Origin of the sequence: Methanobrevibacter sp. DSM 116169 (assembly GCF_046197865.1) — an archaeon.
Classification (GTDB): Archaea; Methanobacteriota; Methanobacteria; order Methanobacteriales; family Methanobacteriaceae; genus JAHKLT01.
Genome location: NZ_CP166990.1, coordinates 81,219 through 97,962 on the forward strand (window position 1 = coordinate 81,219; position 16,744 = coordinate 97,962).

At 27.6% G+C, this 16,744-nt stretch carries 16 protein-coding genes; 7 read left to right on the forward strand and 9 right to left on the reverse strand.

Annotated elements, in window-relative coordinates:
* Window positions 1-4: 4 nt before the first annotated feature.
* Entirely contained in the window at window positions 5-736 is a 732-nt protein-coding gene (locus ACA134_RS00365; RefSeq protein WP_409200215.1) for a tRNA (adenine-N1)-methyltransferase, read from the forward strand.
* A gap of 5 nt (window positions 737-741) precedes the next feature.
* Here ACA134_RS00365 and leuS read toward each other — a convergent pair whose 3' ends face one another.
* From leuS to ACA134_RS00380, 3 genes are all read right to left on the reverse strand, one after another.
* A complete protein-coding gene (gene leuS / locus ACA134_RS00370) occupies window positions 742-3,588 on the reverse strand; it encodes a leucine--tRNA ligase (protein WP_409200216.1) in 2,847 nt (948 codons plus the stop codon).
* Window positions 3,589-3,906, reverse strand: a complete 318-nt coding sequence (gene cutA, locus ACA134_RS00375) for a divalent-cation tolerance protein CutA (protein ID WP_409200217.1) — start codon at window positions 3,904-3,906, stop codon at window positions 3,589-3,591.
* A 66-nt stretch (window positions 3,907-3,972) separates the two neighbouring features.
* The gene (locus ACA134_RS00380; RefSeq protein WP_409200218.1) at window positions 3,973-4,743 is read right to left on the reverse strand and encodes an NAD+ synthase; all 771 of its coding nucleotides are present in this window, start codon (window positions 4,741-4,743) and stop codon (window positions 3,973-3,975) included.
* 150 nt (window positions 4,744-4,893) lie between these two features.
* Between ACA134_RS00380 and ACA134_RS00385 the strand changes: the two genes are divergently transcribed.
* Entirely contained in the window at window positions 4,894-5,901 is a 1,008-nt protein-coding gene (locus ACA134_RS00385; protein WP_409200219.1) for an ArsA family ATPase, read from the forward strand.
* Here the strand turns inward: ACA134_RS00385 and ACA134_RS00390 are convergent.
* From ACA134_RS00390 to ACA134_RS00405, 4 genes are read right to left on the reverse strand one after another with little or no spacing between them, the layout of a single operon-like run.
* A complete protein-coding gene (locus ACA134_RS00390; protein WP_409200220.1) occupies window positions 5,896-6,339 on the reverse strand; it encodes a DUF2115 family protein in 444 nt (147 codons plus the stop codon). The two genes, ACA134_RS00385 and ACA134_RS00390, sit on opposite strands and share 6 nt — an antisense overlap.
* Complete coding sequence (locus tag ACA134_RS00395; protein WP_409200221.1) at window positions 6,329-6,964, reverse strand: cobalt-precorrin-7 (C(5))-methyltransferase; 636 nt, start codon at window positions 6,962-6,964, stop codon at window positions 6,329-6,331. The genes ACA134_RS00390 and ACA134_RS00395 overlap by 11 nt, the downstream gene beginning before the upstream one ends.
* A gap of 1 nt (window position 6,965) precedes the next feature.
* Window positions 6,966-9,008: a phage holin family protein gene (locus tag ACA134_RS00400; protein ID WP_409200222.1), complete on the reverse strand. Its 2,043-nt coding sequence runs from the start codon at window positions 9,006-9,008 to the stop codon at window positions 6,966-6,968.
* A 2-nt stretch (window positions 9,009-9,010) separates the two neighbouring features.
* Window positions 9,011-9,913 (reverse strand): metallophosphoesterase, encoded by a 903-nt coding sequence (locus ACA134_RS00405; protein ID WP_409201103.1) that lies wholly within the window; start codon window positions 9,911-9,913, stop codon window positions 9,011-9,013.
* A 278-nt stretch (window positions 9,914-10,191) separates the two neighbouring features.
* On the opposite strand from ACA134_RS00405, the gene ACA134_RS00410 reads away from it, so the two are divergent.
* Genes ACA134_RS00410 through ACA134_RS00430 form a run of 5 tightly spaced genes read left to right on the forward strand, consistent with a single transcriptional unit; the run spans window position 10,192 to window position 14,947 of the window.
* Entirely contained in the window at window positions 10,192-11,379 is a 1,188-nt protein-coding gene (locus tag ACA134_RS00410) for a redox-regulated ATPase YchF (RefSeq protein ID WP_409200223.1), read from the forward strand.
* A gap of 9 nt (window positions 11,380-11,388) precedes the next feature.
* A complete protein-coding gene (gene cfbD / locus ACA134_RS00415; protein WP_409200224.1) occupies window positions 11,389-12,474 on the forward strand; it encodes a Ni-sirohydrochlorin a,c-diamide reductive cyclase catalytic subunit in 1,086 nt (361 codons plus the stop codon).
* Window positions 12,471-13,067, forward strand: coding sequence for an imidazole glycerol phosphate synthase subunit HisH (gene hisH, locus ACA134_RS00420; protein WP_409200225.1), 597 nt, complete (start codon window positions 12,471-12,473; stop codon window positions 13,065-13,067). Before cfbD ends, hisH begins: the two co-directional genes overlap by 4 nt.
* Window positions 13,068-13,082: 15 nt before the next feature.
* On the forward strand, window positions 13,083-14,450 hold the full coding sequence (locus tag ACA134_RS00425; RefSeq protein ID WP_409200226.1) for an AIR synthase-related protein: 1,368 nt from the start codon (window positions 13,083-13,085) through the stop codon (window positions 14,448-14,450).
* A gap of 50 nt (window positions 14,451-14,500) precedes the next feature.
* Window positions 14,501-14,947: a hypothetical protein gene (locus ACA134_RS00430; RefSeq protein WP_409200227.1), complete on the forward strand. Its 447-nt coding sequence runs from the start codon at window positions 14,501-14,503 to the stop codon at window positions 14,945-14,947.
* A 14-nt stretch (window positions 14,948-14,961) separates the two neighbouring features.
* On the opposite strand, the gene uppP is transcribed toward ACA134_RS00430, so the two are convergent.
* Window positions 14,962-15,798 carry an undecaprenyl-diphosphatase UppP gene (gene uppP / locus ACA134_RS00435; protein ID WP_409200228.1) on the reverse strand — a complete coding sequence of 279 codons (837 nt, stop codon included), beginning with the start codon at window positions 15,796-15,798 and terminating at the stop codon, window positions 14,962-14,964.
* 11 nt (window positions 15,799-15,809) lie between these two features.
* On the reverse strand, window positions 15,810-16,730 hold the full coding sequence (locus ACA134_RS00440; RefSeq protein WP_409200229.1) for a branched-chain amino acid transaminase: 921 nt from the start codon (window positions 16,728-16,730) through the stop codon (window positions 15,810-15,812).
* Window positions 16,731-16,744: the final 14 nt, after the last annotated feature.

Here is a 16,744-nt window from a genome sequence, read left to right on the forward strand (position 1 = left end):
TTTTTTGAAAATTATAATGGATGAGCGAGGAAAAAAATACTTTTTAAATGAAGACAAAGAGTTCCATAGCGATTTAGGTATTATTGATGAAGAACAAATGAGTAAAGCTAACATTGGAGATACATTAACTACTCATTTAGAACACGATTTTAAAGTTATTAAACCTAATATTAATGATTTTATAGATTTAATGGATAGAAGATGTTCAATTCTTGTTCAAAAAGATATTGGATCTGTTTTAGCTCATACTGGATTAGGATCTTCCTCAAAAGTCGTTGATGCTGGAACTGGTGCAGGAGCTATTGCTTTAAACTTTGCAAATGTTGTAGGTAGTGAAGGAATGGTTTATAGCTATGAAATTAGGGAAGATTTTTCTATAATAGCTAATAAAAACATTGAAACATTTGGACTTAAAAATATTATAATTAAAAATAAGGATATTAAAGAGGGAATTGATGAAGAAAACATCGATTTAATATTTTTAGATCTTCCAAAGCCTTATGAAATCTTTGAAGATGTGTATGAATCTTTAAATTTTGGAGGTTGGCTTGCAGTTTATGCTCCTTATATTGATCAAGCAGAATTAGCATATAAAGTAGCTAAAAAATTAAATTTCCAAAATATTGATATTATTGAAACTTTTGAGCGAGGTCTTGAAGTAAGGCCTCAAGGAACAAGACCAAAAACCAGAATGGTTGGTCATACTGGTTATTTAGTTTTTGCTCGTAAATTATAAATTTTTTATTCCATGTAAATAGCTGGTTTATATGGTAATGCATTTCTAGCCTTATTTTCAGGATCGAAATCATTATCTGTATGAATTACTATTTCATCTCCATATTCATTAGCTATAAAATCTTTTGCATTGTTTAAAACTTTTGCTTCATCAATTTTACCTATATATTTAGTTTTAGTTATCTCTCGGCCGATTTTTTTTGCAAATTCAGCTATTTCTTTTTTATCATTGTGAATATTAGCTTTTATTGATCTACCAATTATTTGTCCAACATCAGGTTTTCCAATATTATCAGCTATTTCATACATTTCCCATTTCCATTCAGGAGCTAAATATATATGGATTTTTTCAACATCTTCATTGATCATCTTTTTAATTTCTCCAATGTCTTTTATAATTGTTTGAATCATTTCTTCACTACGTTCTATTTCCTCATTTATAGAGCTTTCATCATATTCTGGCCAAGATTGAATTGAAATAAAACCCTTACCAAAATATTTTTCCCATAATTCTTCACATGTATGTGGTGTAAAGGGAGTTAATATTTTTAACCATTTTTTAAAGACTTCTGTTAATACATAGATAAATTCTTCACTATCATTATCTTGGTTTCTATGCATATAGTGATCAATATCTTTTTTAAGTAAGAAAAATGATTCTTGTAATGCTTTTCTTGTTTGGAATAATTCCAAAGCTTCAGTTGCATTTTTTATTCTTAAATTTAATTGATTCATCATCCATAAATCAATTGGCCTATTTAATTCAATTTTTTTATTTGAATTTAAATCAATTGATGAACCATTAATTTCTTCAATCTTTTCAGGAAATTCAATAAACCATTGTAATCTTCTTTGGGTTCCAAGAACTTCTTTTTCTCTCCAATCAAAATCTTGCCATGGTTCAGCCGAACTCATTAAAAACAATCTAACAACATCAGCACTATATTCTTCAATAGCTTCTTTTAAAAGAATTACATTTCCTTTTGAAGATGACATTTTATTTCCTTCAAGTAAGCCCATTCCAAATACTACTGTACCTTTTGGCCATTTAGGTTGAGGAAATATTGCACTATGGTGGAACATTAAAAAGCTTAAATGATTACCAACTAAATCTTTTGCAGATAATCTCCAGTCTAGTGGATACCAATAATTAAATTCACTTTGTATTTGATTAACAGTTTCTATGTCCACATTAATATCACTAGAATCAATATCTAAAAAGACTTTATCAAAGAATGCATCATTTAACTCTTCAGGATTCATCTCTTTTAAATATTTAGCTATTGTATAATAGGACATATAAATTGTTGAATCTGTTAAAGGTTCTATTAACCATTTATCATCCCAAGGTAGTTTAGTTCCAAGGCCTATTCTTCTTGAACATGCCCAATCTTCTAACCAATCTATATAATATTCAAAATTGTTTCTAACTTCATTTGGAATTATTGTTTCTCCACCTAAACACTCAAATGTTTTTTCTTTCCAATGAACATCTGAATATTTAATAAACCATTGATCATCCATTATTTTTACAACACAATTTGTTCCACATCTACAAACAATAGGTCGCTCTGCAAAATCATACATAATTGTAGCTGTATTATCTCGAATCATTTCATCTCTAATATCATCACGAGCTATAGCTACCTTCTCACCATTATATTTAGGAATATGTTCACTCATGATTCCTTTACTATGTTCGATTTTATATAATTCATTTGTAGCTTCTTCAAGTTTAGGATCTTCTTGGCTTTTAACTTGTAATTTTTCAATAATTTCTTGAGCTGGAAATTCTCCATATCCTTTTACTGTTACAACATTAATTGGGTTAACATTTTCTAAAATTTCTTTTAAATTATATTCAGAAATTAAATCATCATTATTTTTTAAATCTTTTAATGCAATATAATCAGCAGGTGCATGTCCTGGAACTGAAAATACAACTCCACTTCCATATTCTCCATCTACAAAACTAGCTGGTAAAATTGGTAATTTATCATTAGTCTTAGGATTTATAAGAAAATTACCTATTAATTCTTTTGGATTAATATCTCCTAAAACTTTTAAATCTTTAATTTGATTTGAAAGATTGTGATAAGAATCTTCAGATATAATCCAATTTTCTCCATTTGAATCAACTGCAATATATTTTATATCGGGGTTCATCCATATATTAGTAGCTCCACTAATTGTTTCAGGCCTAAAAGTAGCTGTTACAAGGATTTTATCTTCATATTTAAATTTGAGTAATGTTAATTCATTTACTCCAACACCTTCTCCTTCTAAAAGGTCATGATCTCCAACTGGATTTTGACAATTTGGACAATATTTAACAGGATGTTCTCCTTTTTTAATTAAATCTTTTTCTTTTAATTTTTTGATTTGCCATTCAATGAATTTTTTATAAGTAGGATCTGTAGTTCTAAATTCTCTTCTCCAATCAATAGAATAACCCATATCATTCATTACATCATGATATTCGCCACTAAAATATTTAACAATGTATTCTGGATCTTCAAGTTTTGAAAGTTCTTCTTTTGGAACTTTGTGGACATTTTCATATAAATCCATTGTCCATTTTTCTTTTCTTTTAATTCTACTAGCTATTCCAATAACTGGTGCACCTGTTACATGCCATGCCATTGGAAATAAAACATTAAATCCTTCCATTCTTTTAAACCTTGCATATACATCTGGAACTGTGTATGTTCTGCCATGACCTATATGCATTGCTCCACTAGGATAAGGATATGCTACTGTTAAGAATAATTTTTGTTTATTGTTTGGATTTGATTGAAATAATTTATTATCTTCCCATTTTTTTTGCCATTTTTTTTCAATATTTATATCCATTTAATCACCATCAACTTCTTTTTCAATAAAATCTCTATAATCATCACTTATTTTTAATGTAGGAATAGCTAAAATACATGGATTATCATAACTATGTATTTGCTTAACTTTAGCTATTATATCATCTATTTTACTTTCTATAGTTTTAACTATTAAAACAGATTCTTCATCACTTTCTATTTTATTTTCCCACCAATACATAGAATCAATTTCATCTATTATATTACAACATCCACATAATCTCATTTTTAAAAGAGTATTTGCAATATTTTTTGCTTCACTTTTATCTTGGCAAGTTATATAAATTAAAACTAACATTTTATCTTGTTATTTCTTTTATTATTTTTTAAATAAAAATATATCTAAAAAAGGATTTTCACCTTGTTAGATACTATCAGGAATCTTACTTTTATGAGCATTATTTTTTATCTTTTCATCAATTCTTTCAATTTCCTTAATTGATATTTCTAATATTTTAGCTATTTCATTTTTATTCATGTTTTCATCTATCAACATATATAGTATCCTATCTAAAAGTTCATAAGGCATACCAATTTCCTCCTCATCAGTTTGATTATCCCAAAGTCCTGCTCTTGGAGGTTTATTAATAATTTCATCAGGTATTTCCCAATTTTTAGCTAATTTTCTAAGTTGTGTTTTATATATATGGCCGATGGGTTCTGCATCACATGCCCCATCTCCATATTTAGTGAAATATCCAATTAAAATCTCACTTTTATTGCCTGTTCCCATTACAATGTAATTGTTTAAGTTTGAATAATAATATAAAATATTCATTCTAATCCTAGCTTTTAAATTACCAATAGCTTCCTTAGAATCTGTTTTAAGAACTTTTAAGTATTCATTTAAAATATTATCTATGTTTATTTCTATAAAATCAATTCCTAATTTTATAGCTATTTCCTTTCCATGAATTGTATCTTCTGTAGGTGTTGTAGAACTTGGTAATATTATTCCTAAAACTTTTTCTTCTCCAATAGCTTCACAACTTAAATATGCACTTATTGATGAATCTATTCCTCCACTTAATCCTATTACAATTCCATCTACCCCAGAATCATCTATTTTATCTTTTATAAAATTAACTATTTCTGTTTTGGATTTATTTTCATCTAATTTAGGAATTTCTACCATATTATCATTGCCTGTTCTAATATTTTAATTATTATAGATATATTTCTTCATTTTATGACTTATATTTTTCTTGTATATTTTTAAAATAAATTTATATATTAAAAGATAAAAATAACATAATGTTACTAAAATATTATTGGAGGTATTTTATTGTCTTTTAAAGATCTTTTTAAATTTAATAATGATAAAACCACATTTATTTTTGTTGGAGGAAAAGGAGGAGTTGGGAAAACATCAGTTTCTGCATCAACAGCATTATGGCTTGCAAAACAAGGGAAAAAAACATTAATTGTTTCAACTGATCCTGCTCATTCATTATCTGATTCACTTGAAACTCCTGTAAGTTCTATACCCACTGAAGTTGCAGAAAATTTATATGCGGTTGAAATTGATCCTGATAAAGCTATGGAAGATAAAAAAGTTCAACTTGAAGCTCAAAAATCATCTTCATCTGGAGATAATTTAATGGGTTTAGACATGCTTGGAGATCAATTAGATCTTGCTTCATCTTCACCTGGAGCTGATGAAGCCGCTGCATTTGAAGTATTTTTAACTGTAATGACAACTAATGAATATGATTTTGTTGTTTTTGATACTGCTCCTACTGGCCATACTTTAAGGTTTTTATCATTCCCTGAGATTATGGATTCTTGGGTTGGAAAAATGATGAAAGTTAAATCTAAATTAGGTTCAGCTGCATCAGCATTTAAAAATATTATTCCATTTATGGATGGAGATAATGATATTGCATCTACTGCAGAACTTGAAGAAACTAAACGCAAAATTGATGAAGCTAAAAAAGTATTATCTGATCCTGATAGAACTACTTTTAAAATGGTTGTTATACCAGAAGAAATGTCTATTTATGAATCTGAAAGAGCTATAGAAGCATTAGATAAATATGATATAACTGTAGATAGTATTATTGTTAATCAAATAATGCCTGATGTTGATGATTGTGATTTTTGTCATTCTAGAAACAAATTACAACAAAAACGTATTGCACTAATTAATCAGAAATTCAATAATCAAGAAATAGTTAAAATGCCTTTATTTAAAGATGAAATTAAAGGTAAAGATAGATTATATGATTTTGCTGATATGTTATATGAAGGAAAAGAAAATAATGAAGTAAAAAGAAATGCTATTGAATTATAAATCAATAGCTATACAATATTTACAAACAGAATTTTCATCTTCTAAATACTGTTTTTTAAATTTACAATAATATTTATTATTTTTTTCAAAAATAAAAACTTCATCTTTTATTTTAAGGTTTAATGGGTGTAATGGTTTTTTTAAAATAAAAGTTAAATATAGAGATATATATTTTGTAAAATCTTCAAAATCTTTATTATCTACTGGATAATTTTTAAAAAAACTATCTATTCCATTTTTTAAATCATTAATTTTATTATCATCTATTTTTTCAATTTTAATTTCATCAATTGAAGTATTTTTTATTTTTAAATAATTATCATAATTAAAATTCGAGATTGAGCCGTTTAAATTATTATTATCATATTTTAAAGGTTTTTTAACTTTTGAATTTTTTATTTTACTTTGTATTTCTATAAATAAATCATTAGATTTCATGAATTACCATAACACACATATAAGTAAATTCACTTTTAGAAATTTCTTCTAAGGTATTCTCAACAATCTTCTCATCTGGATAGCTTAATCTTTCACAAACAATTGCTTTTCTATTTTTATCTATTCCATTATCAATTAAAAATTGAGCCATATCTTTAACCTTTCTTGATGGAAGTGCTATTGTTTTTTTACCATTGTTTATAACATCTAAAATATCTTCAATATTTTCTCTACCATGGAATGTCATAATATTTGCATCATCCCATGAAATTTTATTTTCACTAGCTGCAAGTTGCAGGGAACTAATTCCAGGAATAACTTTTATATTATCTTCACTAAAATCTTTACTTTTAGCTATCCTTTTAATTGGTTTTAAAACTCCAGAAAATCCAGGATCTCCTGTAGATAAAATAGCTATATCTTTTCCAGATTTTGCTAAATTAACCGATGCTTCTAATTTCTCATCTAAATCTTTAACATTAAAAATAATTTTTTCATTTATTTCATCAAATAAATCTATAGCACGTTTACTTCCAACAGTTATTTCTGCTTGTTTAACAATAGCCATTGCTTTTTGTGTTAAATATTCTTTTGAACCTGGTCCTATTCCTACAATATATAACATATTATTCCTCTTTAACCTTTTTTATTTGTTTTTTTAATACTTTATAAATACTTTCTGCACCAATTAATTCTTCATTAATTTCCCAATTACTCGGATACATTATAAATGGTTTGGTTTGGCTCCCACCTAATCCTCCATGACTTCCAATAAGTTCTTCAAAAGCACATATCTCTTCACTTTCAGGATCATAAAAGCTATTTACTAAAATGTCTGGAACATTTTTAAATGAATTAGTTCTTCGTAAATGGTGAGCTGCATTTTCACCAAAATCTTTAAGAGGATTTTCTCCTTCTACTTTGTCATCTTCAAGGTAATATATTCCTTTATCACCAATTATCATTCCACCACGTCTTTTTGAATTAACTAAAACAAAACCTATTCCTTCATGATGAACTAATCCTGGAATTAGTTCTGGAAAACTTAAAATAATATCTTCATAATATAATCTTTTTTTCCACTGAGTAAAATATATTAAAGCTAAATTTCCAGATGCTAAAACTATAATTTCAGATTCTTTTGGTTTTTTATTAGATATTTGTAGGGGGTCATGATTTTTAATATATTCTAAACTAGTACTATATGTTTCTCTTAATTGTTTTGTATAATTAGTATGAGGTACAAAAGCACTTTTAAAATGGTCATCATTTGAACTCATCTTACTAAACATTTTCATATCTTCTGGTAAGAAACTTCTAACATAGTTTTCAAATTTAATTCCATATCTTTGTTTGAATGTATTTCCATTTCCTTGACCATGATCTGATTGAATAACAAAGTAATAATCTCTTTCAGTTATTTCATTAACTCTTTCTAATCTGTAAATTTGTTTATCTATTCCTCTTAAAACTGGCCATACATCTTCATCATTAATTCCAGAGTGATGTGCAACTTCATCATAACCTAAATAAGTTGAATAAGAACTATCAATTTCACCAATTGCCATATCTCCAATAATTGTTTGAGTAGTAATTTCTCTCATAAAAATATTTGCAAAAGCTCTTGTTGGAATATATTTCCAACTTCTGTTAATTCTAGGATTAATACGTTTTACAACATGTTTTATTTGAGATTTTATTTCAGTATAAATATCTCTAAAAAATAATATTAATATACGTGGGAAATTATTTGGATGTGAGTAAAAAGCAAACCATGCACTATTATATGTACCTCTAATATTGAAAAGTTGACTATATGTAAAAATAACATCTTTCGCATCACCTGAGAAAAGATTACACCTACTTGCACCCTTATCTACTAAAAGACCATCACCGTTACTTATTCCTTTTTCAATTCTCGGCGCATCATTAATTCCAGTACTTTCAACAATCTTATTCCCATTTTCTTTATCGACCCATCTAAAAGCAACTAAATTTTCATTGTTTCCATGTAATATTCCTGCTTGACTTGCTCCTGTTTGACTTGAAAGATCTGTTTCCCATTCTTTTACTATATGACTTTTATTATCAACCCATTTTTTTAGTGTTGGCATATGTCCTTTTGATATAGCTTCTTTTAATATTTCTTCTGATAAACCATCTATTTCTAGGATAACTATTCCTGGATAACTTTTAATTTTATTTTTCTTTCTTTTTAAAGAATTTCTAACTACTGCTCTGAAATAGGATGTATCATCATCTACAGTTAAAACAGTTGAAATAAATGTTGTTAAAATAGAGAGTAATAATGGTGTAATTAATAGTGCAAAATTTGTAAAGTAAATTCCTGGGAAAAAATTACTTACTAAATAAAGAATAATTCCATTTAATACAAATGTACCAATTCCTAAGGTGTAGATTAAAAAAGGCATGAAGTAATTTGTTAAAATAATCCATAGTAATGAATTTAATAAGCTTATTATTATAATAAAAATTACATTTTCTAAGATATTATTTGCATTTAGATGGATTCCAATATTTGCTTCATATAATACTAAAAATCCAATCATATCTGCGATTAATACTACTAAAATTCTTTTAATAATGTCTTTTAAAGAGAATTTTTCTAATTCTTCAACTTTTTTTCTGTTTTTTTTTGATAGAGCCATTTTTAATCAAAATCTACATTAATTTTCTTTTTTTTATTTTTAGGTTTTAGAGTAAATATAGTTATTTCTGGTTTACAATTAACTCTAAGCCAAAAAATATTTGTTCCAAGTCCCTTACTTGTATATTGAATCATGTCTTTAATTTTATATTTACCAACTGGATATTTACTTGAATAAGATCCTTTAAATAATGTTGTATTTGTTCCAGGTATTATAAATTGCCCACCATGTGAATGGCCTGAAATTTGAAGTCCAAATCTTCCTGTTGATGCAGATATTTTTGCAAAATCTGGTTCATGTGATAATAAAATAGCTGGACCTTTTTCTGGTAATTCTTTCATTACTTGATCAAAGTTATTCTTTCCAAGCATTACACTATCAACACCTGCAAAATGTAAAATTTTAGAGGAATCTTCTTTTAAATCTTTATCTTTATTTAATGTATATACACTGTTACTTAAATCAATTATGTCTGATTTTTTAAAGATATTTCTTATTTTATCTGCACCTAACCAATGGTCATGATTTCCAAGAACACCAAATTTTTTATCTTTAGCTTTTAAATTTGTAAATGCACTTTTTAAAACACCTTCTTCATAACTTTCTAAAATATAAGAAACATAATCTCCAGTTAAAGTTATTACATCAGCTTCTAATTTATTCACATAATCAACAATACCTTTAAGATGTTCTGGACTTATCCATTGACCTAAATGAATATCAGTTAAATTAATAATTTTATATCCATCAAATACAGAATCTAAACCTTCAAGTTCTACCTCAATATTAACTAAATCAAATTTATCTTCATCAAATTCTAAATCAAAAATTTTTCTTCGTTGTTTTGTCATGAATTTTTGCATTCCTCGGCGAATTTTTAATCCATGAGGTTTCACATCTTCGATATTATCACTTTCTAGTAAAATTTTAATATATTTATATTATGTTTTACATATATCTTAAATTTTTTCTTTTTGAAAAATTATTGAAATTTAATAAAAACGGATTAAAATCATTATATCTTTTTACTTTTGCTTTAAATCATTATTTTTAAAATTTTAGAATTAATTAGCTAAAATATCTAATTTTTCTTTTGATAATATTTTAAGATAAATTCATTAATTAATTAAAGTTATATAAACTAAAAATTAAAATAATTATATTAATATTATATGTGATTATTATGCTTCAAATTGCAGTTACAGGAAAACCAAATGTTGGAAAATCATCTTTTTTCAATTCAGCTACAGCATCATCTGTTGAAATGGCTAATTATCCATTTACAACCATAGATGCTAATAAAGCTATTGGACATGTTGTAAGTGAATGTCCTTGTAAATTATTAGATGTAAAATGCAATCCTCAAAATTCAGATTGTGTAGATGGTAAAAGATTAATTCCTATAGAATTAATTGATGTTGCAGGATTAGTTCCTGGAGCTCATGAAGGTAAAGGTTTAGGAAATAAATTTTTAGATGATTTGATGCAAGCTAAAGTTCTAATTCATGTTATTGATGCTTCAGGTTCTACTGATTCAGAAGGAAATCCAGTCGAAGAAGGGTCTCATGATCCATTAGATGATTTAGAGTTCATGGAAAATGAGATTGTAATGTGGCTCTATGGAATTATAAATAATAATTGGGATAGATTAATTCGTAAAATTGGAGCAGAAAAATTAGATATTTCTAAAGTTCTTTTTGATCAATTATCTGGAACTGGAATTTCTTTAGAAGATATTATTGAAGCTAAAAGAAATATTGAAGCAGATTATACTAAATGGGAAGAAGAAGATATAATTGAACTTACTCGAAATATTTTAAAAATAGCTAAGCCAATGTTAATTGTTGCAAACAAAGCAGATTTGCCTAGTTCTGATGAAAATATTAAGAAAATTCAAGAAAAATATCCCAATGTTATACCAGCATCTGCTGAATCTGAACTTGCTCTTGTTCGAGCTAGTGAAGCAGGTTTAATTAATTATGTTCCTGGGGATTCTAGCTTTGAAATTCTAGAAAAAGATAAATTATCTAAAGGTCAATTAAATGCATTGAATTATATTGATGAAAATATTTTGAAAAAGTATGGTGGGACTGGAATTCAAAAAACATTAAATGAAGCTATTTTTAATTTACTTGATATGATTGTTGTATATCCTGTAGAAGATGAACATAAACTAACAGATCAAAAAGGAAATGTTTTACCTGATGGTATTTTAATTAAAAAAGGATCAGTTCCTCGTGAACTTGCATATCTTGTTCACACAGATATTGGGGATAAATTTTTACATGCAATTAGTGCAAAAAAGAATATGAGAGTTGCAAGTGATTATGAACTTGAAAACGGAGATATTATTAGTATTATTACTAGTTAAGGTGATTTAATGCATCCACGACCTAGTCCAATAGCTGCATCATTATATACTTTAAGAGATATGGATGCAGATGTAATTATTATGCATGGCCCTCATGGCTGCTGTTTTAGAACAGCTAGACTACTTGAAGGCGATGGTGTTAGAGTTTTAACTACTTCAATGGCAGAAAATGATTTTATTTTAGGTGCTGGTGAAAAACTTGAAGAAACACTAAAACAGGCAGATGAAATGTTTAATCCAGATTTAGTTGGTATTGTTGGAACTTGTGCAAGCATGATTATAGGTGAAGATTTAAAAAGTGCTATTGAAAATGCTGATCTTGATTGCACAGTTATTCCTGCTGAATCACATGGTGGTTTTGGTGAAGGAGATAATACTGAAGGAGCAATTATTGTTTTAGAAGCTGCTGTTGAACATGGTGTTATTGAGGAGAAAGAAGCTAATCGTCAAATTAAAATGCTTAAATTAGCTACTGAAATAGAAAAAACACGTGGTATGGCTCAAGGAAAATATATTAAGCCAAATTTCGGAGATAGTAAAGAAATAGTTGCAAAAAAAATTATTAAAGCTATTAAAGATAATAAAAAAGTTGCTTTTGTTTTAAATGCTAAGAAGGAAACATCTTATCTTTTTGCTGATATTTTAAATTTTGATTATAAAAAAATTAATCCAAATAATAAACCAATTATAATAGCTAATTTAGATGAAAATATTGGATTACCAAGAATTAAAAAACATGCAACTAATATTAAAAATGAACTTGAAAATAAAGACATTAATATTGATTTTATTACTGGTGGATTAGATGAATATCCAGTAAGTTCAAAAAAGGCAGAAAAATATCTTAAAGAAAATCCTGTTGATTTAATGGTTGTATTTGGTGTTCCTCATGCATTTCATATTGAAGACTTTGATGTAGGATCCATTGCAGTTACTGATGGACCAAGACTTGTAGAACCTTTAAAAAATTTAGGTTATGATAATGTTGTAGCTGAACTTGATGCACATTCAAAAACACTAGGTGTAGATTCTATTGTTGATTCTGATTTTGGATTAATGATTAGATCAGCTATTGAATGGGAAGATGAAGAATGATTACAGTTATTGATTATAAAAGCGGAAATCTTAGAAGTATTTCTAATAGTTTTAAAAAAATAGGCGTAGATGTTGAAATTACATCTAATAGGGAAAAAATTGCATCATCAGACTATTTAGTTTTACCTGGTGTTGGAGCTTTTGGTAAAGCAATGGAAAATATTGAACCTTATAAAGATCTTATTTACGAACATGTAGCAGATGATAAACCATTTTTAGGAATATGTTTAGGCCAACAAGTTTTAATGACATCAAGTGATGAAGCAAAAAATGTTAAAGGATTAGACTTGTTTAAAGGCCATACAGAAAAAATACCTGATGGACTTAAAATTCCTCACATGGGTTGGAATCAATTAAATACTAAAAATAATTCTGAAATTTTAAAAGATTCTAATAATAAATATTTTTATTTTGTTCATTCTTATCATGTTGTTCCTGATGAAGAAGAGATTATAGCTGCTTATTGTGATTATGGTATAAAGATTGTTTCTGCATTATCTCAAAATAATTTGTTTTCAACTCAATTTCATCCAGAAAAAAGTGGATCACAAGGACTTAAAATACTTAAAAACTTTGTTAATTTAAAATTATAGATTATTGGTGTAAAAATGGATTTAGAAGGATTTACAAGAGATAAAATTAAAAATAAATTTAATCAAAAGAATTTAGAAGAAATTTTAGCTACTAGAATTCAAGAATATAAAAATTTAAATGATGAAAAGGCTAAATTAATGGCACAAAGTGTCATTGATGAGGTTAATACTACATTATCTCTTGATGAAACTAATGATGAGTTTTTAAAAGAAATTATTGCAGTACCTGAAGCTAAAGTAGCTATGGGTGAGATGGGTGTAGGTTCTCGTGGAGCAGGAGACTTTTTTACACATAGAAAAATAGCTGAAATTGTTGCAAGTACTAATACAAAATCTTTAGTTAATCCTACAGAACAAGATGATGGTGGTGTTGTAAAAGTTAAATCAAATGAAGATGATGTTTATATTACAACTGCTGTAGATGGTATTCATTCTCGTTTAAGTGAATATCCTTTCTTAGGAGGATTTCATGTTACACGAGCTACTTTAAGAGATGTTTGTGTTATGGGTGCTGAACCTGTAGCTATTTTAAGTGATTTACATCTTGCAGATGATGGAGATGTAGGTAAATTATTTGATTTTACAGCTGGTGTTGCAGCAGTTTCTGAGCTTATTGATGTACCTATTGTAGCTGGAAGTACTTTAAGAGTCGGAGGAGATATGGTTTTAGGTGATAGATTAGTCTCAGCTGTTGGAAGTGTTGGTGTTTCTAATTATCCACCAACTGCTAGAAAAGGTGCTAGTGATGGAGACATTGTATTGATGACTAGTGGATCTGGTGGAGGAACTATTACTACTACTGCTTTATATAATGGATTTTTTGATGTTGTATGGGATACTATGGATGTTGATTTTATTAAAGCCTCTAATGCTCTTTTCAAATCTGATATTATTAAAAACATTCATGCAATGACTGATGTAACTAATGGTGGTATTAGAGGTGATGCATATGAAATTTCTAGTACAACTGGTGTGGGTTTAGAACTTTATAGAGATAAAATTGAAAGCATGGTAGCTCCAAATGTTTTAAATATGTTGAATTCATTAAATATTGATCCACTAGGAGTTTCAATTGATTCTTTAATGCTTATTGTCCCACCAGAAATTGCAGAAGATGTTAAAAATATAATTAATTCTGCTGGCGTTGATATTGCTGAGATTGGTTCTGTTAATACTAGTGGGGAACCAACTTTAATTAATGATGATGATACAAGTGAAAAATTAGTTCCATTATTTAGAGAAGCAGCTTATACAAAAATTAAAAAACTTGTTGGAGATACAACTCCTGAAGATTTTGATTTAATGAAAGAGAAAGTTGAATATGCTTCTAAAAGAGCTATTTTTAAAAAAGAAAAAGTGATAAAACACATTCTTGAAAATTAACTTTTTCACACTTTTTTAATTTTATTTACTATAAAAATCCTATTTTATTTATGATTTTAAAAAATGAAAAAGGATTTTTACATATAATTGATGCTTTTTTTGCAATAACCTTAGTTTTTCTAGTTTTTCTTGTATTGACATATACCAACACTATTTCATCTCCAGACTTTTCAAGCCAATCTTATAATATTAAAGATAGTCAAGATATAATGGAAGTTTTATCTACTAAAACTAACTATAATGATAAGACTCTTTTAGAAAATGCAGAGTATATTTTAAGGGAAAACAACAATTCTAAAATTTCAATAAATAAAGTTTCTATTTTATTAAATGAAACTCTTTATGATTTATCAAAAGACTCTAATTTTTATTTCACTGAAAGAAATTATTTAAAAGAAGAAGTAATTTTAGAAAAAGGAAATATAAATAATGCAAATAATCTTAGTGTAGCTATAAGATATGTAGGAGATTATTGCTTTGTGTTATATTTATGGTAAAAAAAATTAAAGAATTAAATAATGTTTATCATAGATGCCATAAACACTATAATTCCAACAATCCAACAGTAATATGCGAAAATATCCAAACTTCTGTTCTGAATAAGCTCTAATAGCCATCTAATAGCTAAATATCCTGATACTGCAGCAGCTATAAATCCTAAAAGCATTGGAAGAAAATCAGCACTTAATGCACTTCCAATAGATGTAATTTGAACAAGTGTAGCTCCTAAAATAGCTGGTATTGACATAATAAAACTGAATTTAGCAGCAAATTCTTTATCTAATCCTGCAACTAATCCTGCAGAGATTGTTGTTCCTGATCTTGAAAGACCAGGTAGTATTGCACATGCTTGTGCAAGTCCCATAAATATGGATTCTTTGAGACCTATCTTTTCAAAATTAATAGTTCCCTTATTCATTCTTTGAGATAAGTATAAAATTGTACCTGTTACAAATAAAAAGAAAGCTGGAACAAATAATCCTGCACTAAATACACTTTCTACTTCACTTTTAAGGAATACTCCAACAAATCCAATTGGAACAGAAGCAAGAATTACAAGCCAAGCCATTCTTTTATATGGGTCTTGTCTATATCCTTCTTGGAATCTTTTCTGTAAAATATCTCCAATACTTAGCCACCAAGCTTGTAATAATTTTATTATATCTTTATAAAAGAAAGATATTACAGCTACAAGTGTAGCTAAGTGAACTAATGTGTCAAATGCTAATCCAACTTCATTTACTCCAAAAAAATGTTGAGCAAATATTAAATGTGCTGAACTACTTACAGGTAAAAATTCTGTTAATCCTTGAACAATACCTATAATTATTGCTTCTAATATTTCCATTTTAAAACCTCTTAAATGTATTCTAACCAATTAAACTTATCTTCAACTTTTCCATGTAAAATATCAAAGAAATAACTTTGTATTTTCTCAGTTACGTCTCCTCTTTTACCTTTACCAATGGTTCTACCATCAACAGATCTAATTGGAGTAACTTCTGCTGCAGTTCCTGTAAAAAACATTTCATCAGCAAAATATAATCTTTCTCTTTGAATAATTTCTTCTTTAAGTTCTAAACCTAAATCTTTAGCTAATTCTATTACAGAATCTCTTGTAATTCCTTTAAGAATAGATGAAGATAATGTTGGAGTTACAAGTGTTTCATCTTCTATAATGAAAATATTTTCACCACTTCCTTCACCAACAAAACCCTGGTAATCAAGCATAATAGCTTCATCATAACCATTTTCAATTGCTTCCATTTTTGCAAGTTGAGAATTCATGTAATTAGCACCACATTTAGCCATAGCTGGTAAAGTATCTGGTGCTGGTTTTCTCCAAGATGAAATTCCAACGTCTACTCCATTTACCATGCCTTCTTCACCTAAATATGATCCCCATTCCCATACAGCTATTGCAGTATTTACAGGACAGTTTAAAGAATTTACTCCCAACTCCCCATAGCCTCTATAAGTAACTGGGCGGATGTAACACTCTTCTAAATTATTAGCTTTTATAGTTTCAATTATACCATTAGATATTTCATCAGGTGTAAATGGAATATTCATTTTATAAACTTTTGCAGAATCAAATAATCTTTCTACATGTTCTTTTAATCTAAAAATTCCTACTCCATTATCATTTTTATAAGCTCTTATACCTTCAAATACACTTGTACCATAATGTACAACATGAGATAATGCATGAATTTTTGCATCTTTCCAATCTACTAATTTTCCATCTATCCATATTTTACCTGTTTCATCCCATGCCATTTTATCACGTAATT